General features: G+C 61.5%; 20 protein-coding genes. 8 read left to right on the top strand and 12 right to left on the bottom strand.

Translation table 11 applies throughout. From position 1 onward, the window contains the following. Positions 1 to 112: 112 nt before the first annotated feature. Complete coding sequence (locus tag ACZ89E_RS14910) at positions 113 to 2302, bottom strand: patatin-like phospholipase family protein (protein WP_476255948.1); 2190 nt, start codon at positions 2300 to 2302, stop codon at positions 113 to 115. 72 nt (positions 2303 to 2374) lie between these two features. Between ACZ89E_RS14910 and ACZ89E_RS14905 the strand changes: the two genes are divergently transcribed. Continuing rightward, a complete protein-coding gene (locus ACZ89E_RS14905; RefSeq protein ID WP_054049193.1) occupies positions 2375 to 2662 on the top strand; it encodes an Rdx family protein in 288 nt (95 codons plus the stop codon). Here the strand turns inward: ACZ89E_RS14905 and ACZ89E_RS14900 are convergent. Next, on the bottom strand, positions 2656 to 3546 hold the full coding sequence (locus tag ACZ89E_RS14900) for a DMT family transporter (RefSeq protein ID WP_476255947.1): 891 nt from the start codon (positions 3544 to 3546) through the stop codon (positions 2656 to 2658). The genes ACZ89E_RS14905 and ACZ89E_RS14900 overlap by 7 nt on opposite strands. A gap of 70 nt (positions 3547 to 3616) precedes the next feature. After that, on the bottom strand, positions 3617 to 4381 hold the full coding sequence (locus ACZ89E_RS14895) for a helix-turn-helix transcriptional regulator (protein WP_149657074.1): 765 nt from the start codon (positions 4379 to 4381) through the stop codon (positions 3617 to 3619). Between the two features lie 127 nt (positions 4382 to 4508). Here ACZ89E_RS14895 and ACZ89E_RS14890 point away from each other — a divergent pair, with 127 nt between their 5' ends. Further along, positions 4509 to 5324, top strand: coding sequence for a UDP-2,3-diacylglucosamine diphosphatase (locus ACZ89E_RS14890; protein WP_476255946.1), 816 nt, complete (start codon positions 4509 to 4511; stop codon positions 5322 to 5324). Between the two features lie 105 nt (positions 5325 to 5429). On the opposite strand, the gene ACZ89E_RS14885 is transcribed toward ACZ89E_RS14890, so the two are convergent. After that, positions 5430 to 6020, bottom strand: coding sequence for an HD domain-containing protein (locus ACZ89E_RS14885; RefSeq protein WP_476255945.1), 591 nt, complete (start codon positions 6018 to 6020; stop codon positions 5430 to 5432). 98 nt (positions 6021 to 6118) lie between these two features. Further along, entirely contained in the window at positions 6119 to 6430 is a 312-nt protein-coding gene (locus ACZ89E_RS14880; protein ID WP_149657072.1) for an Mpo1-like protein, read from the bottom strand. Between the two features lie 160 nt (positions 6431 to 6590). Here ACZ89E_RS14880 and ACZ89E_RS14875 point away from each other — a divergent pair, with 160 nt between their 5' ends. Beyond that, positions 6591 to 7652, top strand: a complete 1062-nt coding sequence (locus ACZ89E_RS14875; RefSeq protein WP_149657071.1) for an AraC family transcriptional regulator — start codon at positions 6591 to 6593, stop codon at positions 7650 to 7652. Here the strand turns inward: ACZ89E_RS14875 and ACZ89E_RS14870 are convergent. Then, the gene (locus tag ACZ89E_RS14870; protein WP_149657070.1) at positions 7609 to 9063 is read right to left on the bottom strand and encodes a TrkH family potassium uptake protein; all 1455 of its coding nucleotides are present in this window, start codon (positions 9061 to 9063) and stop codon (positions 7609 to 7611) included. The genes ACZ89E_RS14875 and ACZ89E_RS14870 overlap by 44 nt on opposite strands. 122 nt (positions 9064 to 9185) lie before the next feature. On the opposite strand from ACZ89E_RS14870, the gene ACZ89E_RS14865 reads away from it, so the two are divergent. Next, positions 9186 to 9749 (top strand): NAD(P)H nitroreductase, encoded by a 564-nt coding sequence (locus tag ACZ89E_RS14865; RefSeq protein ID WP_476255944.1) that lies wholly within the window; start codon positions 9186 to 9188, stop codon positions 9747 to 9749. 105 nt (positions 9750 to 9854) lie between these two features. On the opposite strand, the gene ACZ89E_RS14860 is transcribed toward ACZ89E_RS14865, so the two are convergent. From ACZ89E_RS14860 to ACZ89E_RS14835, 6 genes are all read right to left on the bottom strand, one after another. Further along, a complete protein-coding gene (locus ACZ89E_RS14860) occupies positions 9855 to 11189 on the bottom strand; it encodes a sensor histidine kinase (protein WP_476255943.1) in 1335 nt (444 codons plus the stop codon). Positions 11190 to 11381: 192 nt separating this feature from the next. Continuing rightward, positions 11382 to 11831, bottom strand: coding sequence for a Spy/CpxP family protein refolding chaperone (locus ACZ89E_RS14855; RefSeq protein WP_463259734.1), 450 nt, complete (start codon positions 11829 to 11831; stop codon positions 11382 to 11384). A 219-nt stretch (positions 11832 to 12050) separates the two neighbouring features. Then, positions 12051 to 12728, bottom strand: a complete 678-nt coding sequence (locus ACZ89E_RS14850) for a response regulator transcription factor (RefSeq protein WP_123409237.1) — start codon at positions 12726 to 12728, stop codon at positions 12051 to 12053. 7 nt (positions 12729 to 12735) lie between these two features. After that, positions 12736 to 13149, bottom strand: a complete 414-nt coding sequence (locus ACZ89E_RS14845) for an SH3 domain-containing protein (RefSeq protein ID WP_463259735.1) — start codon at positions 13147 to 13149, stop codon at positions 12736 to 12738. Positions 13150 to 13259: 110 nt separating this feature from the next. Further along, the gene (locus ACZ89E_RS14840) at positions 13260 to 13559 is read right to left on the bottom strand and encodes a YciI family protein (protein ID WP_149657065.1); all 300 of its coding nucleotides are present in this window, start codon (positions 13557 to 13559) and stop codon (positions 13260 to 13262) included. Between the two features lies 1 nt (position 13560). Continuing rightward, positions 13561 to 14127 carry a septation protein A gene (locus tag ACZ89E_RS14835; protein WP_256672228.1) on the bottom strand — a complete coding sequence of 189 codons (567 nt, stop codon included), beginning with the start codon at positions 14125 to 14127 and terminating at the stop codon, positions 13561 to 13563. Between the two features lie 117 nt (positions 14128 to 14244). On the opposite strand from ACZ89E_RS14835, the gene ACZ89E_RS14830 reads away from it, so the two are divergent. Genes ACZ89E_RS14830 through scpB form a run of 4 tightly spaced genes read left to right on the top strand, consistent with a single transcriptional unit; the run spans position 14245 to position 17604 of the window. Then, on the top strand, positions 14245 to 15108 hold the full coding sequence (locus ACZ89E_RS14830; protein WP_149657064.1) for a PHP domain-containing protein: 864 nt from the start codon (positions 14245 to 14247) through the stop codon (positions 15106 to 15108). A 13-nt stretch (positions 15109 to 15121) separates the two neighbouring features. After that, a complete protein-coding gene (locus tag ACZ89E_RS14825) occupies positions 15122 to 15751 on the top strand; it encodes an L-threonylcarbamoyladenylate synthase (RefSeq protein WP_133839183.1) in 630 nt (209 codons plus the stop codon). Positions 15752 to 15811: 60 nt separating this feature from the next. Then, the gene (locus ACZ89E_RS14820; protein ID WP_178129007.1) at positions 15812 to 16570 is read left to right on the top strand and encodes a segregation and condensation protein A; all 759 of its coding nucleotides are present in this window, start codon (positions 15812 to 15814) and stop codon (positions 16568 to 16570) included. 11 nt (positions 16571 to 16581) lie between these two features. After that, positions 16582 to 17604: an SMC-Scp complex subunit ScpB gene (gene scpB, locus ACZ89E_RS14815; protein WP_476255942.1), complete on the top strand. Its 1023-nt coding sequence runs from the start codon at positions 16582 to 16584 to the stop codon at positions 17602 to 17604. Positions 17605 to 17660: the final 56 nt, after the last annotated feature.

The following is a 17660-nucleotide window of genomic DNA, read 5'->3' as shown; positions in this document are numbered from 1 at the left end:
CGCTCACGGTGTACCTGACACACTGGCTGTGCAGGTTTTGGGGCTGCTTTGCAGCCCAGCGGGAGCAAGCTCCCTCGCCACAGGGTTCAGTGTTTTGCCATCGGGTCGGCGCTCAGAACGTCTGCCCCAAATTCAGATAAACCGCCTGCTCATCCGCATCATTGAGGCCATAGCTGAAGTTCAGCGGCCCCAGCGGTGTGTCGAAACCGATGAACACGCTGGCGGCGTTGATGTAGCCGCTGTCGAACGCATTGTCGTTGTTCCACGCCCGGCCGCGTTCCAGCGAGCCGCCGATGTACAGCGGGAAGTCCAGCGGCAGGTAGGAGCGCGGTGTCAGGCGTCGGTAATAAACGCCGCGCATCAGGCTGATGTTCTGCCCGGAAATCGCATCCTCGCGAAACCCCGACAACTGCCGCGCGCCGCCGAGCAGGAAGCTTGAAGTCACCACGTTGGCATCGTCCAAAGTGCGGCCATAGCGCCCACCGAGAATGAGGGTGTCGGGCCCGCTGCTCATGGCCTTGTCCAGTTTGAACTCCCACTGGCGGTAACGTTGGTCCGAGCCCAGCCCCGGTTCGAATTGCCGGAACGCGAGGCTGATGTCCTTGCCTTCGTGAGGGAAGTAGACGTTGTCGAACGAGTCGAACGAATACTTGAGCTGATAGAAACCCTCGTTGAAGCTTTCACTCGGCAAGTCCTGATCACCGATGCGCACGTCCGCCTTGCCCCAGGCCTCGCCGACGCCGAAGCGGATTTCGCCGCTATTGCCGATCTGTCGGCCGACATTCAGGCCGAAGCCATAACGTTCGACGCGGTACTGGGCGATCGGGTCGTTATCCAGGATCGACTCGACGTTCTGCGCTTCAAATGCCGCATAGGGCGCAATGAAGTAGCGCGAACCGACGTCCAGCGGTTGATAGAACTCGCTGTAGAGTTCCTGTTTGTCGCCGAGCTGCGCCCGGGTCAGCCATTCGGCGCCGAGGCGATTGATGCCGTTGACCCGGTAACTGGCGCCGAGGTTGAAGGCGCTGTCGCCACGCATGTCGTCCGACAGGTTCAAGCCGACCCGCAGGTAATCGGTGCCGCTGCGCTTGCCCCGGGCGCTGATCACCAGGGTGTGATCCTCGCCCTTGTGCACCACGCGGTATTGCACCTGTTCGAAGTAATCGAGGCCGTACAGGGTGCCCATGTCGGTTTGCAGGCGGCCCATGTCCAGCGGTTCGCCGACGTGTTGGCGAATGTAGTAGCGAATCACGTCGTCGCCGACTTTCGAGTCGTTTTCCACCTTGATCGCGGTGATGATCGGCGTGCGCTGGCTCGGTGCCCGGGCGGCGGTCAGTTCGGCATCCAGCGCTTGCGCCGGTTTGAGTTGGGTCAGGCGCGGTTCGAGGATTTTGGTGGCGCGGTAACCGGCGTCGATCATGTCCTGGGCGCGGCCGAAATCAGTCACGCCGAAACTGGCGAGTGAGGGCTGAATCAGCACGTCGTCCTTGTGCAGGGCGGCGAGTTGTTCTTCGGAGTTGCGCCGGGTCATCAGGGTAATCGACTGGTTCAGCACATCGACCACGGTGGTCAATTGTTTGCGGTTGCGCAGCGGGGTGCCGATGTCGACCACGATGGCGATATCGACGCCCATCTCCCGCGCCACATCCAGCGGGATGTTGTCGGTCATGCCGCCGTCCACCAGCAGCCGACCGCCCAGCTCGACCGGGGCAAACACCGCCGGGATCGACATGCTGGCGCGGATCACCTGGGGCAAATGGCCTTTGCGGAACACGACTTTTTCGCCGGTGGAAATGTCGGTGGCGACCGCGCGGAACGGGATCGGCAGTTTGTCGAAGTCGCGGGTGTCGCTGGCGTGGGCCAGCAGGCTTTCCAGCAACAAGGCCAGGTTCTGGCCTTGAATCACCCCGAGCGGCAGGCCGAGGCTGCCGTCATCGCGAAAACTCAGCTTCTGTTTCACCAGGAAGTCCCGATCATCCTGCTTGCGCCGGAACGGCACGTCTTCGCGCGGCGGTGCGTCTGACAGGGCCTGTTGCCAGTCGATGTTCAGCGCCAGTTTTTCCAGCTCATCGATCTTGTAGCCCGAGGCGTAGAGCCCGCCGATTACCGCGCCCATGCTGGTGCCGGCAATCGCATCGATCTTGATGCCTTGTTCTTCCAACGCCTTGAGCACGCCAATGTGGGCAAGGCCACGGGCGGCGCCGCCGGACAGCACCAGGCCGATTTTCGGTCGGGGCGCATCGACGGCTTGGGCGATCAGGGGGAGGAGGCAAAGCAACAGGCAACAGAATAAACGGCGCATCGTGAATCTCGGGGCAAGCGACAAAGGCGGCTATTATAGCGGCGCCCCTCTGGCTCAGGAGTTTCAGCGATCATGACCATGCAAAAACCGGAAATCGTCATCACGTATTGCACGCAATGCCAGTGGCTGTTGCGCGCCGCCTGGCTGGCCCAGGAACTGCTCAGCACCTTTGGCGATGATTTGGGCAAGGTGTCCCTGGTGCCGGGCACGGGCGGGGTCTTTCATATCTTTTGTAACGAGGTGCAAATCTGGGAGCGCAAGGCCGACGGCGGTTTCCCCGAGGCCAAGGTGCTCAAGCAACGGGTCCGGGATCAGATCGACCCGGACCGCGACCTCGGGCACAACGACCGCACTCAGTGAGAGGCGGCTTCGGCGGCCACGGTTTTCTTGCTGCTGCCGGATAACCGACTGCTGACCACGATGGCGACGATGATCAATGCACCGCCGAGCAACATGCGCGGGGTCGGGTTTTCATCGAACAGCAGCCAGGCCACGGTGATGCCGTAGATCGGCTCCATGGCAAACACCACCGCGGCGGTCCGCGCCTTGATCACCGCCAGGCTGGCAACGAACAGGCTATGGGCAACGCCGGTGCAGAACACCCCGAGCAGGCCGATCCACAACCAGTCGAGGGCGCGCACTTCGCTCAACTGCGGCGCCGCCACCGGAAACAGGCACAGCGCGACCACCACGTTCTGGCACAGCGCCGCCTGCACCGCCGGAATGCGCCCGGAACTGGCGCGGTTGGTCAGGGACAGCAGGGCGAACAGCAAACCGGAACCCACGGCCCAGAGCAGGCCGACGGTCGCTCCGGTGCCCAGGTCGAAGGCGGGGGTAACGAGCACCAGGCCTACGCTGACCAGTACCACCAACAGGATTTCATTGGCGCGGATGCGCTCGCGGAAAATCAGCCCTTCGAGGATCACGGTAAACGCGGGGAAACTGGCAAAGCCCAGGGTCGCAATCGCCACCCCCGCGACTTTCACCGCGATAAAAAAACTGACCCAATGCCCGGCCAACAGCAAGCCGCTGAGCAGCAGGCGGCGCCAGTCCACGGCTTCAAGTTTCTGCCAACGGGTGTTGCTGGCGAACCGCGCAAAAAATGCCAGGGCCAGCACCGCGAACGCCGCACGGCCGAAAACGATGACGGCGGGGGAGGCGGCCGCGAGTTTGCCGAACACGCCGGTCAGGCCAAACATCAATGCGCCGATATGCAGGGCGCCGAGGGCGGTACGGGGAGTCATTGCAGTCCTTGATAAACGTGTTGAGTCGGGCCATTGAACCGCGTAATGCCCCGGCCTGTCTGTCGGCAGACTATCGTCTTTTGTCGCCAGCCTCGCGCCGCAATGTCCCGGGCGATGCGCCAAACTCGCGCAACACCGCTGCCGCAAACGCACTTTGTGAGCTGTAGCCGACGCGGCTGGCAATCTCGCCAATCGGCAATGGCGTATCCCGCAACAACCCCACCGCGATGTGCAAGCGCCGACTGCGAATGTAGTCCATCGGCGTCTGCCCGCATTCCGCCACGAATCGCGCGTGCAGCCGAGCGCTGGAGAGGTCGGCAATGCGCGCCAGGTCGGCCACTTGCAGCGGATAGGCCGCGTGTTGATCGATGTGCGCATTCATCGCCGCATATGGCAGGCGCCGCCCACCGATGGCGTCCGGTTTGACGTTATTGAGACTGGCCAGCAACAGCACCGCGCCTTGCTGGGCTATCAGCGGATCGCTCACCGGGCTGCCCGCCAGCCAACTGACCAATTGGCTTTGCCCGGCATCCAGTGGCAGCCGTCCGGCGTTGTCGAGCAAGCGGCGGCTGGCGTCGGCGTGCTCGCCCAACGATTGCGAAACCCACTGATCGCTCGGCACATCCAGCACCAGGCAACGACTGCCGTTGGCGCTGCCGCAGGCGTGGTGCATGCCGGACGGGACCACCACGAAACTCTGCTGGATCACCTGGCTGCCATGGCCGCCGACCTCGAAATCCAGCGCACCCGAGAGCCCGAACACCAGTTGCGCGTGGTCGTGGCTGTGGATGATCAGGTCTTCGGTGTACTGGCGCAGCGTGAGGAGCGGTCTCATCGCAGGTCTCCGGGCAAGGTGCGGCCAGTCTACACCGGCCGGGCGCTGTCACAGGATTGACTCGCCACTGTCATGGGCAATTAATCCGACCGGCGCAAGCTTGTAAAAACATCGCAGAGGGTTGCCCATGACCAGCGCCGAGCTCGCCAAACCCAGCCGTAAACAACGTGTGCGCACCCTATGGATTTCCGATGTGCATTTGGGCACGAGGGATTGCCAGGCTGAGCACCTGTCGCAGTTTCTCAAGGGCTACCATGCGGACAAGGTCTATCTGGTGGGCGACATCATCGATGGCTGGAAACTGCGCAGCGGCATGTATTGGCCCCAGGCCCACACCAACGTGATCCGCCGTTTGCTGACCATGAGCAAACGCGGCACCGAGGTGATCTACGTCACCGGCAACCACGACGAATTCCTGCGTCGTTATTCGAAGCTGATCCTGGGCAACATCCAGTTGGTGGACGAGGCGGTGCACGTGACCGCCGATGGCCGGCATCTGCTGGTAATCCACGGCGACCAGTTCGACGTGATCACTCGTTATCACCGCTGGCTGGCCTTTCTCGGCGACTCGGCCTACGAATTCACCCTGACCCTCAACCGCTGGCTCAACCATTGGCGCGCCCGCTATGGCTACGGCTATTGGTCGTTGTCGGCATACCTCAAGCACAAGGTGAAAACCGCAGTCAGCTTCATCAGCGACTTCGAAGAAGCCATCGCCCACGAATGCGTCAAACGCGAGTTGCATGGCGTGGTGTGCGGGCACATTCACCATGCCGAGATTCGCAAGGTCGGCGGGGTGGATTACCTCAATTGCGGGGATTGGGTGGAGTCGTGCACGGCGCTGATCGAGCATTGGGACGGGTCGATCGAGCTGTATCGCCTGGCGGATGCCCAGGCGCGGGATGCGGAGTTGAAAGCGGTGAAAATCGCGGAGCCGGCGTAGGAAAGTCAGACGCCTTCGCGGGCAAGCCTCGCTGCTACGGTTGGAATGCATTTCCCTGTAGGAGCGAGGCTTGCCCGCGAAGAGGCCATCACAATCACCCTGATCTCAGGCCGGCGCGTGCTCTTCCATCGCCGCCTTGTAAATCGAATGCTTCGGCTGCGCAAACAACCGCTCCATCATCGGTTCGAAGAAACTCAACGGCAAATGCTCATACGCCGGATCAAACGCCGCCGCATCGTATTTGGCACAGAATTCAATGGTCGCCTGGTACTGCGGATGCCCGCTGAATTGTTCGCGCAGGTGCCGGTCCATCCCCAGGTGATGGAAGAAGTAATAGCCCTGGAAGATCCCGTGTTGCTCCACCATCCACAAATTCTCGGCGCTGACGAAGGGCTTGAGGATCGCGGCGGCGATGTCCGGGTGATTGTAGGAGCCGAGGGTGTCGCCGATGTCGTGGAGCAGGGCGCAGACCACGTATTCCTCGTCGCGGCCATCGCGAAAGGCGCGGGTGGCGGTTTGCAGGGAATGGCTCAGGCGATCCACCGGGAAGCCACCAAAGTCACCCTCCAGTAATTTCAGGTGCGCCACAATCCGTGTCGGCAATTGCTTCGCGTAGGCACTGAAGTCGGCGGCGATGATCGCCCAGTCTTCTTGCGTGCCGTCCTGCATGTGGGTGAAGCGGGCATTGGCGTTCATCGGTGATCTTCTTGTTTTTGGCGAAGTGATGGCTTGAGTGTAGAACTTGGATCCACTGCTGCACTGTCTGCACGGGACGCATTGCTGGCCTGCGGAGCCTAGAACGGCACGCGGCCCAGAATCATGTCGCGGTACATGACGAAATCGCCGAGCAGGCTGTAGAGCGGATGCTGGAAGGTGGCGGGACGATTCTTCTCGAAGAAGAAATGCCCGACCCAGGCGAAGCTGTAACCGGCCAGCGGCAGGGCGATCAGCAGCAGCCACGCGCCTTTGCCGATGGTCAGCGCCAGGATGAAAATGACCAGGGTGGTGCCGATAAAGTGCAATCGTCGGCAAGTACTGTTGCTGTGTTCGCTGAGGTAATACGGGTAAAACTCAGCGAAGCTATTGAAACGTTTGGTGTTTTCCACGACTGCGATCTCTGTGGTTATTGTTCTGATGGCAAGTTGTTCTGCGGGTAGCTTATTTGAGTCTAGAGTGATCATTGGCATCAGCCAGTGACAATAGGCGCCACTTTAGTATCCTTCGGTAATTGGCCGTAGCATGCGGCTCATCATTTAAGTAAACGCCATGAGCGAACGAACGACTTCTGCAAGCTGGGCGATGGGGATTGTCAAAGCACTGGAGATGGACGGCCTGGATTGCCGGGTTCTGTTCAAGCAACTGGGGCTCGACTACGCGTCGCTGGATGATCCGGATGCGCGCTTCCCGCAGGATTCCATGACGCGGCTGTGGCAGCGTGCGGTCGAGCTGTCCGGTAACCCGGCGATCGGCCTGAACATGGGCAAGGTGGTTCGACCGGCATCCTTCCATGTTGCCGGTTACGCCTTGATGTCGAGCCAGACATTGGCCGAAGGCTTTCAGCGGCTAGTGCGTTACCAGCGGATCATTGCCGAAAGTGCCGACCTGAGTTTCCGCTTGCTGGACGAGGGCTACGCGCTGATCCTGACGGTGCATGGCGACCACCTGCCACCGACCCGGCAAAGTGCCGAAGCGTCATTGGCCTGCGCACTGGCGCTGTGCGGCTGGCTGACCGGGCGCACCCTGCAACCGCGCAAGGTGCTGGTGCAAGGGGATGAACCCACCGATCTGGAACCCTATAAACAAGCCTTCCACGCGCCTTTGGTGTTCAACGCGCCGTACGACGCGTTGATCTTCGAGCGCGCCGACATGGAAGCACCGCTGCCCACCGCCAACGAGGCGATGGCGCTGCTGCATGACCGGTTTGCCGGTGAGTACCTGGCGCGGTTTTCTGAAAGCCGCGTGACCCACAAGGCCCGGCAAGTGCTGTGTCGGTTGCTGCCCCAGGGCGAACCGAAGCGCGAAACCGTGGCGCAGACGTTGCACCTGTCGCAACGCACCTTGCAGCGCCGCCTGCAGGAAGAAGGCACGAGTTTTCAGACCTTGCTCGACGACACCCGCCGCGAACTGGCCGAGCAGTACCTGGCGCAGCCAACGATGACTCTGCTGGAAATTGCCTACCTGTTGGGGTTTGCCGACCCGAGCAACTTCTTCCGCGCCTTCCGCCGCTGGTTTGACGCCACGCCCGGCGAGTACCGGGCGCGGTTGCTCGACGCGCCGAAACTGATCAGTGACGCCAGAACGCCGGAATACACAGAACGAACACCGTAATGATCTCCAATCGGCCGAGCAGCATGCCGAACGAAAGAATCCATTTGGCGGCGTCCGGCAGGGTGGCGAAGTTGCCCGCCGGGCCGATGGTCTCGCCCAGCCCTGGGCCCACGCCAGACACGGTGCTGGCGGCGCCGGTCAGCGCGGTCATCCAGTCCACACCCAGTAGCGACAGCAGCAGCGCGATCACGCAGATGGTGATGGCGAAGAAGAAGGAAAAGGTCAGGATCGAGCGCACGATCTCTTCGTCGAGGCGATGGCCGTTGTACTTCTGCTTGATCACCGCGCGTGGGTGAATCAGCTGGTTAAGGTTGGCCTTGAGCAGGATGTAGGCGACCTGGAAGCGGAAAATCTTGATCCCGCCCGCCGTCGAGCCCGAACAGCCGCCGACAAAGCCCAGATAAAAGAACAGCATCAGCGAGAAATTGCCCCACAGGCTGTAGTCCCCCAGCGCAAAGCCGGTGGTCGTGACCACCGAGGTCACGTTCAGCGCCACGTGCCGCAGGGCATCCAGCCAATGCAGATCGGTAGTCCACCAGTACCAGGTGCCGAGCACCAGCCAGGTCACCAGCAACATGCCGAGCAAACCCTGGACCTGCTGATCCTTGATCAGGGCCCTGCGGTTGCCGCGCAAGGTTGCCACGTACAAGGTGAAAGGCAGGCTGCCGAGAATCATGATCACCACCGCGACCCAGTGCACCGCCGGTTGTGTCCACTTGGCCAGGGACTGGTCGGAGGTGGAGAACCCGCCGGTGGAAATCGCCGACATCGCGTGGTTGATCGCATCGAACAGACTCATCCCCGCCCACCAGAACGCCAGGCTGCCGACGATGGTGATGCCGACGTAGGCGGCGACGATCAGGCGCGCCACCATGTGCGAACGGGGCATGACCTTTTCGGAACGGTCCGACGATTCGGTCTGGAACAGGCGCATGCCACCGATGCGCAACAGCGGCAGAATCGCCACCGCCATGCCGATAAAGCCGATGCCGCCGATCCAGTGCAGCAACGAACGCCACATCAGGATGCCGGGGGACATGGCGTCGAGACCGGTGAGCACCGTGGAACCGGTGGCGGTGATGCCGGACATGCTTTCGAAGAACGAGTCGGTGTAGCTGATGTGCTGGGTCAGCAGGAACGGCAGCGCAGCGAAGATGCACACCACCAGCCAGCTGCTGACGGTCAGCAGGTACATGTCCCGGGGGCGCAGGTGTATGTGCTCGGGGCGGCCGGGGATGACCAGCGCCAGGCCGGCGACGAAGGTGATCATGCTGGCCCAAAGGAACGATGGCAGGTCGCTGGTGCGGTCGAAAATCACCAGCGTGGCCATAGGCACGACCATGGCGATGGCCAGGGTGATCAGGAAGATGCCGATGATGAAACCAATGATCCGTAAGGTCGGCAACGCCATGAAGTCCGCTCGGGCTGAAGTAGGGAAGGGCGCCATTCTACCTGTGGGGCAGGGCATGTAAACCGGCACTCCCGAGGTGGATCCCGCTAGAATAGCCAAACATTTTTTACAGGAGGTGGCCGATGCAGGCTCTCGACGCTTTGCTCAACCGTGTTTCCGTTCCACGTCTGGTCGAACCGGCCCCGACCGCCGAGCAGCGCGAAGTGCTGTTCGCCGCCGCGATGCGCGCGCCGGACCACGGCCATTTGCAGCCATGGCGCTTTTTGACCGTCGAAGGCGCGGCCCGCGAGCAAATGGGTGAGTTGCTGGCCGAAGCGGCGAAGTTGCAGGACGGCGAAGTGTCCGAAGCGGCGCTGGACAAGGCACGCAACGGCCCGCTGCGAGCACCGCTGGTGGTCGTGGTGATTGCGCGGTTGCAGGATCACGTCAAGTATCCGAAGTCCGAGCAACTGCTGGCGGCAGGGTGTGCGGCGCACGGGATTTTGCTGGCGGCTTATGCGCAGGGGATTGGTGCGGTGTGGCGTACGGGTGAGTTGGCGTATTCGGCGCATGTGGCCAAGGGCCTGGGACTGGCGCAAGGGGAAGAGGTGATTGCGTTTCTGTACCTCGGCACGCCGCAGAAAGAGCCGCGGGTGGCGGAGAAGGTTGATCTGGCCGAGTTCGTTAGCGCCTGGCCGGCCGCTTGACGATCGTTCCCACGCTCTGCGTGGGAATGCCTCAAGGGACGCTCTGCGTTCCAATGGGGCGCGGAGCGTCCCGGGCTGCATTCCCACGCAGAGCGTGGGAACGATCTAAGCAGGCACTCCCGGCACCAACGGCAATTCCAAGCTGGCAATAAACCCGCCCTCCGGGTGATTGGCCAGCACCAGGCTGCCGCCATGGCGCTCAGCGGCTCGCCGCGCAATGGCCAGCCCCAGGCCATGCCCGGCGGCTGTTTGTCCCGGCGCGCGGTAGAACGGTTCGCCCAGCAGATTCAAGTGTTCGGCCCCGACCCCCGGCCCATGGTCACGCACGCTCACCACCATCCGCTCGCCCTGGCGCGAGGCCTGCATTTCAATCGGCTGGCCTACCGGGTTAAAGCGCTGGGCATTGCGCAGCAGATTGTCCACCGCGCGCTCGATCATGGTCGGCCAACCCTTGAGGTTCAGCTGCGGCTCGGCATCCAGGCGCACGGTCTGTTCCGGGAAGCCCAGTTGCGCATCCTTTTGCAGGGTATGAAGCAAGGCGTTGAGATCGACCTCTTCAGCGCTGGCGTTATCAGCATCGACCCGGGCCAGGACCAGGATTTCGCTGATCAGTGCTTCCAGTCGATCGCATTCACGGGTCAGGCGCGGCCAGAGTTTTTGCCGTTCTTCAGGGTTGGCCCGTTCGGCCAGGGCCAGGGCTATCCGTAACCGCGCCAGCGGCGAGCGCAGTTCGTGGGACACGTCCCGCAGCAGTTGTCGCTGACTACCGATCAGGCTTTGCAAACGTGCGCCCATGCGGTTGAAGTCGTTGGCCAGCACGCCGAACTCATCACGACGGTTAGCCAGTTTCACCAGGCTGTTCTGCTGATAAGTGGTTTGCCCCAGATCATGCACCGCACCGCGCAAACGGCTGAGCGGGCGGGTGATCGAGAGGGTCACCAGCAAACTGAACAAGGTCAGCACCACCAGCGCAATCCCCAGCGCACTCAACGGCCAGAGCAGGCTTTCGCGGTGCCACGAGTCCAGTTCCGGGTGCGGGATGCGGTAGATCAACAGGTAGGTGTTGCCGGTTTTTTTGCTGGTGTATTCAGCGGTCAGGCGGCGCCATGGCAGGCGACGATCATCATCATTCTGCCGCGCTTCGAAGGCCGCCGCACGCCGTGGGAAGGTGCCGCGCACCACCGGGTCGCCGCTCTCGTTGAGCACCTGAACGTCGATGTGATACTGGCGTTTGCGCTGTTCGAGGATGTCCTGAGCGGCATCTTCGCCTTGGGCTTCGTAGGTTTGCGTCCACTCTTCGGCCAGGGTGTTGAGGCCCGGGTGGCGGCTGAGAATCCACGCGTCCTGGTTGAGCATGTGCCCCAGCAAAATGGAAAGCCCTGCAACCAGAGCGATGGCCAGCCAGAAGCTGGCCAAGATACGCCAGAACAATGAACGCACAGAAAATCCTCGAACAAACACAAATCCCATGTAGGAGCGAGGCTTGCCCGCGAAGGCGATTTCATGATCAACCGAAATGTTGAATGTCAGATCGCTTTCGCGGGCAAGCCTCGCTCCTACAGGGGCTTGCACTCACATTGAATAATGGCAAAAGACCCAACGGGGTGAGCCGTTGGGTCCGTAGTTAACGCATTATTGCGCTTTTTGCGGCTGTTGCGCTTTCCAGGCCTTGAACTCGGCCCACTCGGCACGGCGCTCGGCTTGTTTCTTCTGGATCTCGTCGAATTTCTTCTGTTGATCCGGTTTCAGCACGGCGCGTACATCGGCCTGGGCTTTCTGATGCTTGGCGGCCATTTCGTCTTTCATGGCTTTCTGGTCAGCCGGGGAGAGTTTCTCCAGGTATTTCTCGACCAGTTGTTTGCGATCATGCATCTGCTCGCCCATGATTTTGCGGATCTGCTCGCGCTGTTCGCGGCTCAGGTCCAGCTGGCTGTACGGGCCTTTGCCGTGCATGCCGTGCATCTGACCGCCGTGGCGCGAACCGTCCATCGGGCCACCCATCGGGCCGGCACCTTCAGGCATGGCCATGGCAACGGTTGGCAGGGCGGCGGCGAACATCAGAGCGATAAGAGTCTTGCGCATGGTGAATCTCCTTGTCTCGTTCCCGGTACGTTCCGGATGAGTTCAGATTACGGAGATCAAGGTCAGCGGCGGTCAGCGGAGCGTAAAGCTTGGGTAAAGACAGTTTTGCGCCGACCTGACAAAACTTACACGTTGCGTAGGAGCAAGGCTTTCCCGCGATGGCGTCCTCCAGAACGTGATCGCGGGAAAGCCTTGCTCCTACACGGAAAATGCTCGGGGTTAGAGGCTGTAGTAGTAGCCGCGACTGCGCAGGGCGACGATGCGCGGACGACCGTCAGGATGCGGGCCGATCTTCTTGCGCAGGTTGCTGACGTGCATGTCCAGGCTGCGGTCGTACAGAGTCAGCTTGCGACCGAGGGCGATCTGCGCCAGTTCCTGTTTATCCAGGGGCTCGCCGGGTTGTTTGATCAGGGCTTCGAGCAGGCGACTTTCGGAGACGGTGAGGGTGAATTCCTGTTCATCGATGCTGACCACGCCGCGCACCGGGCTGAAGCACAGGTCGCCGAGTTCGAGCTGGCTGGACACTGCGGCCGGATGACTGCGGCGCAACACCGCACGCAACCGGGCTGTCAGTTCTCGTGGGTCGCATGGCTTGGCCAGGTAATCGTCGGCGCCGAGTTCCAGGCCGAGGATGCGATCCAGCGGTTCGCCCCGGGCTGAGAGCATCAGCACCGGCAAGTCCGGGTGGTCGCTGCGCAATTGCTTGAGCAGTTCCAGGCCGCTGCCGTCGGGCAGCATCACGTCCAGCACCACGGCCGCCGGGGAGGTTTCGGCCAACGCACGGCGGGCACTCTGGCCATCGTGACAGGCACGGACCACAAAGCCTTCCTGACTCAACCAACTGCCCAGGAGCTCACACAGCTCCTGGTCATCATCAATTAATAACAGCTCGCTCATGACTCACTCAATTTAGCCATTGCCGACGTTTTCGACTTGCTCCACTGGCAAAGATACCGCAGAGCAGGGCCAATAGCGCTACTCCGCCACCGGTGACGAACCATTGCTGCTGATCCGTCAGCAAGCGAGGCAGCGGGCTGCTGGCCAGGGCTTCCTTGAGTTGCAGCTTCAAGCGCTGGTTCTCCTGGCGCAACCGGCTCAGCTGGGCGCTTTCGCGTTCGGCATCGACACTTTGCAGTTGTTTGTTCAATTCTTCTCGTTGCTGCTCGCTGACTTTCAAACGCTGCTGCAACTCGGCGATCTGGCTGCCGGCGCTCAACGACAACGGTGTGGAGTTACTGCCGGGGGCAGCCTCTTCACCGTGCACGGGGGCCACGATCGACAACGTCACCAACATCAGACACAACGGACCCTTGCGCATCACGACTCCTGATTCCAATCGAGTTATTGGGCAAGTTGTCGGCAGGCAAACGAGAATAATGAGCGATTGAGAGCGCGATGAACCGATAAGGTTCATCGCGAGGGGAGAGATTACGGCAGGACTTGCTTGAACGGCTTCACGGAAACGTTGGCGTAGACGCCTGCGGCCACAAACGGATCGGCCTCGGCCCAGGCTTGTGCGGCGACCAGGGATTCGAATTCGGCGACGATCAAACTGCCGGTGAAACCTGCGGCACCCGGATCATTGCTGTCCACGGCAGGGTTGGGGCCGGCCAGCACGATACGACCTTCGCTCTTGAGCTGTTGCAGGCGCTCAAGGTGCGCGGGCCGGTTGGCCAGGCGGGCTTCCAGGGAGTTGGCGACGTCTGTGGCAACAATGGCGTAGAGCATGTCAGTCCTCGGTTTTTGGCGTAGTAGTGTCAGCGTCATGCAGGTGGCGGGACAGGTAGATGCCTTGCGCGACCAGGAACAGCAGGGTCATGCCCAGGCTGCCGAACACCTTGAAGTCGACCCAGTAGTTCTGGAAGGTGAACGCGACGAACAGGTTGGCGGCGCCGCAGAACAGGAAAAAGGCGATCCAGGCGATGTTCAGGCGAGTCCAGACAGCATCCGGCAGGGTCAGCGCGTGGCCCATGATGCGTTTGATCAGCAACTGGTCGCCGATGAAGTGGCTGCCGATGAACGCCAGGGCGAACAGCCAGTTGACCACCGGGGCTTTCCATTTCAGGAAGGTTTCGCTGTGGAAGGCCAGGGTCAGGCTACCGAAGACCAGGCAGGCGATCAGGGTCAGCCACTGGCTCTTCTCCAGCTTGCGCTGTTTGATGAAGAGCGTGCCGTACACCACCAGGGAACTGATGATCAGCATGGCGGTGGCACTGTAAATACCGCCTACAGTGACCTCATGACCGGCTATGTCGACGACCCGTGGATCGATTTTGAAGACGATGAAAAACAGCAGAAGCGGGATGAAGTCGATGAATTGTTTCACAGTGGCAGCCAGAAGCAGGATGTGTCGGCATAATAACAAACATATTGACGCGCGATAGCGCCAGCTGATTTGAGGTTACAAAGCCCTGTGAATGTTGATTTGCACTGCCATAGCACGGCCTCCGATGGCGCCCTGGCGCCTGCGGTACTGGTTGCGCGTGCGTTCGAGAAAGGCGTGCAAGTGCTGGCCTTGACCGATCACGACACCCTCGAAGGCCTCGATGAGGCCCGCAGCGCCGCGACGGCGCTGGGGATGCAACTGGTCAACGGCGTCGAATTGTCCTGCACCTGGGGCGGCGCGACCATTCATGTACTGGGCTACGGTTTCGACGTCAACGCGGTACCGTTGGTCGAGGCGATTGCCCGATTGCACGATGGCCGCTGGCTACGGTCCGAAGAAATAAGCCGCAAACTCGCGCTCAAGGGCATGCCCGGTGCGATGGACGGTGCCCGGGAGATGCAACAGGCCCTGGGTGACAGTGGCAACGCGCCGGCCCGTCCGCATTTTGCCGACTGGATGGTGCGCGAAGGCTACGTCAAGGATCGCGCCGAAGCGTTCCGCAAATGGCTCGGCGCCGGCAAGCTGGGGGACGTCAAGCAACACTGGCCGACCCTGGAAGACACCGTCGCGACCCTGCGCGCCGCCGGTGCCTGGGTCAGCCTGGCGCACCCGTGGCATTACGATTTCACTCGCAGCAAGCGTCGCCGCCTGATTTCTGACTATATTCAAGCGGGAGGCCACGCGATTGAAGTGGTCAATGGCCATCAGCCCGCCGAACAGGTCGGCAGCCTGGCCATACTTGCTCGCGAGTTCGGTCTGCTGGTCAGCGCCGGCAGCGATTTTCATGGCCCTGGAGGCTGGTCGGAAATCGGTGAATACCGCCCGGTTCCGGAGGATCTGCCACCGTTATGGTGTCGATTCAAACATGACCCAATTATTGCCGCCGTCTGAACAGGTAGAGAATGTGAGTCAATTTTTCCAGATTCATCCGGAAAACCCGCAAGCGCGCCTGATCAAACAGGCGGTCGAGATCATCCGCAAAGGCGGGGTGGTGATTTACCCCACAGACTCGTCCTACGCCATTGGTTGCCAGATCGGCGACAAGAACGCCGTGGAACGCGTGCGCCGGCTGCGTGGGCTGGATGACAAGCACAATTTCGCGTTGATTTGCAGCGACCTGTCGCAACTGGGCATCTTCGCCAAGATCGACACCGGCACCTTCCGTATCCTCAAGGCCCATTTACCTGGGCCCTATACGTTTATCCTCAACGCCACCCGCGAAGTGCCGCGCCTGTTGCTGCACGCCAAGAAGCGCACCATCGGCCTGCGGGTGCCGAGCCATCCGATTGCCCTGGCGCTGCTGGCCGAATTGGGCGAGCCGTTGATGAGCGTGACCCTGATCCTGCCCGGCGACACCGATCCGCTGAGCGATCCCCACGAAATGCGTCAGTTGCTGGAGCACCAGGTGGACCTGATCATCGACGGCGGTTTCGGCGGGATCAAGGCGTCCACGGTGATCAACCTCGCCGACGGCGAACCGGAAGTGATCCGCGTCGGTTGCGGCGACCCAGCGCCGTTCATGGCCGAGGCGTAGATGTCTGCAGTAGAACCCGTCGACAGTCAGGCCGGAGCCCAGCAAGAGCTGCCCTTCGCGATGGTCTATGGCCAGGCGGTCATGGAAATGCCGCTGGACTTGTACATCCCGCCGGATGCCCTTGAAGTCTTTCTCGAAGCCTTCGAGGGTCCGCTCGATTTGCTGCTGTACCTGATCCGCAAACAGAACATCAACATCCTCGACATCCCGGTGGCGGAAATCACCCGGCAATACATGGGTTATGTCGAGTTGATGCAGTCGGTGCGCCTGGAACTTGCCGCCGAGTACCTGGTGATGGCCGCGATGCTGGCTGAGATCAAGTCGCGAATGCTGCTGCCCCGCGCCGAGTCCATCGAAGCCGAGGAAGACGACCCGCGCGCCGAACTGATCCGGCGCTTGCAGGAATACGAGCGCTTCAAGGCTGCCGCCGAAGGCATCGATGGCCTGAGCCGGGTCGGTCGCGACGTCGTGGTGCCCAAGCTCGATGCCCCGGAAGCGCGGGCGCGCAAACTGGTGCCGGACGTGAGCCTGGAAGAATTGCTGATGTCCATGGCCGAGGTCCTGCGCCGGGGCGACATGTTCGAAAGTCACCAGGTCAGCCGGGAGGCCTTGTCCACCCGCGAGCGCATGAGCGATGTGCTGGAACGGCTCAAGGGCGGCGGTTTTGTGCCCTTTGTCGAGCTGTTCACCGCTGAGGAAGGACGGCTGGGGGTGGTGGTGACCTTTATGGCGATCCTCGAACTGGTCAAGGAATCCTTGGTCGAGCTGGTGCAGAATGAAGCGTTCGCGCCGATCCATGTGCGGGCCCGAGCCGAATAACGAGTTGAATCATGAACCTGACTGAACCCCGCGAGCTGGCGCCACTGCTTGAAGCCTTTCTGTTGGCCTCGGGAAAACCGCAATCCCTTGAACGCCTGTTCGAACTCTTCGAAGAGGGCGAGCGGCCTGAACCGCCGGTGTTCAAGAAAGCCCTGACGATCCTCGCCAAGTCCTGCGACGGCCGCGCCTTCGAATTGAAGGAAGTCGCCTCCGGCTACCGCCTGCAGATCCGCGAGAAGTTTTCGCCGTGGGTCGGTCGGTTGTGGGAAGAGCGTCCGCAGCGTTATTCCCGGGCCATGCTCGAAACCATGGCGCTGATCGCCTATCGCCAGCCGATCACCCGGGGCGAGATCGAAGACGTGCGGGGCGTGGCGGTCAACAGTCACATCGTCAAGACGTTGCTGGAGCGCGAATGGATTCGCATCGTCGGTTATCGCGATGTGCCGGGTAAACCGGCGATGTTCGCCACCACCAAGGTGTTTCTCGATCACTTCAACCTGAAAAATCTCGACGACCTGCCGCCGCTGGCTGAACTGCGCGAGATGGAGCCCGACCCGGTGCTCGATTTCGATGACGCGCCAGTGCCGGCCGGCTTGCAGGAACTGGCCGACGCCAGCGCCGAGCCGGAAGAGCCCAAGGAAGAAACCAGTTTCCATACGCTGCTGCTGGAACTGGATGACATGGAGCAGGGGATCAAGACGGACTTTGATGACTTGTTGCGTGATGGGGCAGTGACGGAGACGGAAGAAGGTCTGGATCTAGCGGTGCCAGAGCCAGTCATCGAAGTTGAACTTCAGCCTGACCCGGAAGCCACAATCGAAGAAGAACCGGAAGACGAGCCGGAAGACGAGCCGGAAGAGGAGCTGGAGGATGATGTTCTGGGCGTTGCCGAAGCCCGCGAGAAACTCCTGGCTGCTGTCGCCGCGCTAGAGCCACACAAGCCCGAACCGGAACCCGAGCTGAGCGACGAAGAAGCCGAAGCCCGCGCCCTGGCTGAAGCGATCGAAGCCGAACGCCGGGAATTCGACGACTGACCGAATCCCCGCGGGCAATAAAAATCCCTTGTAGGAGCGAAGCTTGCTCGCGAAGA

The organism is Pseudomonas sp. TE3899, from assembly GCF_056279105.1.
The sequence above is the reverse complement of the archived record's forward strand: the minus strand, read 5'-3'. Positions and strand labels throughout refer to the sequence as shown.

What these genes read in the sequence shown, in the direction of transcription:
- ACZ89E_RS14910 (WP_476255948.1), bottom strand. Translation starts at nt 2,302, where the DNA reads ATGCGCCGTTTATTCTGTTGCCTGTTGCTTTGCCTCCTCCCCCTGATC.
- ACZ89E_RS14905 (WP_054049193.1), top strand. Translation starts at nt 2,375, where the DNA reads ATGACCATGCAAAAACCGGAAATCGTCATCACGTATTGCACGCAATGC.
- ACZ89E_RS14900 (WP_476255947.1), bottom strand. Translation starts at nt 3,546, where the DNA reads ATGACTCCCCGTACCGCCCTCGGCGCCCTGCATATCGGCGCATTGATG.
- ACZ89E_RS14895 (WP_149657074.1), bottom strand. Translation starts at nt 4,381, where the DNA reads ATGAGACCGCTCCTCACGCTGCGCCAGTACACCGAAGACCTGATCATC.
- ACZ89E_RS14890 (WP_476255946.1), top strand. Translation starts at nt 4,509, where the DNA reads ATGACCAGCGCCGAGCTCGCCAAACCCAGCCGTAAACAACGTGTGCGC.
- ACZ89E_RS14885 (WP_476255945.1), bottom strand. Translation starts at nt 6,020, where the DNA reads ATGAACGCCAATGCCCGCTTCACCCACATGCAGGACGGCACGCAAGAA.
- ACZ89E_RS14875 (WP_149657071.1), top strand. Translation starts at nt 6,591, where the DNA reads ATGAGCGAACGAACGACTTCTGCAAGCTGGGCGATGGGGATTGTCAAA.
- ACZ89E_RS14870 (WP_149657070.1), bottom strand. Translation starts at nt 9,063, where the DNA reads ATGGCGTTGCCGACCTTACGGATCATTGGTTTCATCATCGGCATCTTC.
- ACZ89E_RS14865 (WP_476255944.1), top strand. Translation starts at nt 9,186, where the DNA reads ATGCAGGCTCTCGACGCTTTGCTCAACCGTGTTTCCGTTCCACGTCTG.
- ACZ89E_RS14855 (WP_463259734.1), bottom strand. Translation starts at nt 11,831, where the DNA reads ATGCGCAAGACTCTTATCGCTCTGATGTTCGCCGCCGCCCTGCCAACC.
- ACZ89E_RS14850 (WP_123409237.1), bottom strand. Translation starts at nt 12,728, where the DNA reads ATGAGCGAGCTGTTATTAATTGATGATGACCAGGAGCTGTGTGAGCTC.
- ACZ89E_RS14845 (WP_463259735.1), bottom strand. Translation starts at nt 13,149, where the DNA reads ATGCGCAAGGGTCCGTTGTGTCTGATGTTGGTGACGTTGTCGATCGTG.
- ACZ89E_RS14840 (WP_149657065.1), bottom strand. Translation starts at nt 13,559, where the DNA reads ATGCTCTACGCCATTGTTGCCACAGACGTCGCCAACTCCCTGGAAGCC.
- ACZ89E_RS14820 (WP_178129007.1), top strand. Translation starts at nt 15,812, where the DNA reads ATGGTCTATGGCCAGGCGGTCATGGAAATGCCGCTGGACTTGTACATC.
- scpB (WP_476255942.1), top strand. Translation starts at nt 16,582, where the DNA reads ATGAACCTGACTGAACCCCGCGAGCTGGCGCCACTGCTTGAAGCCTTT.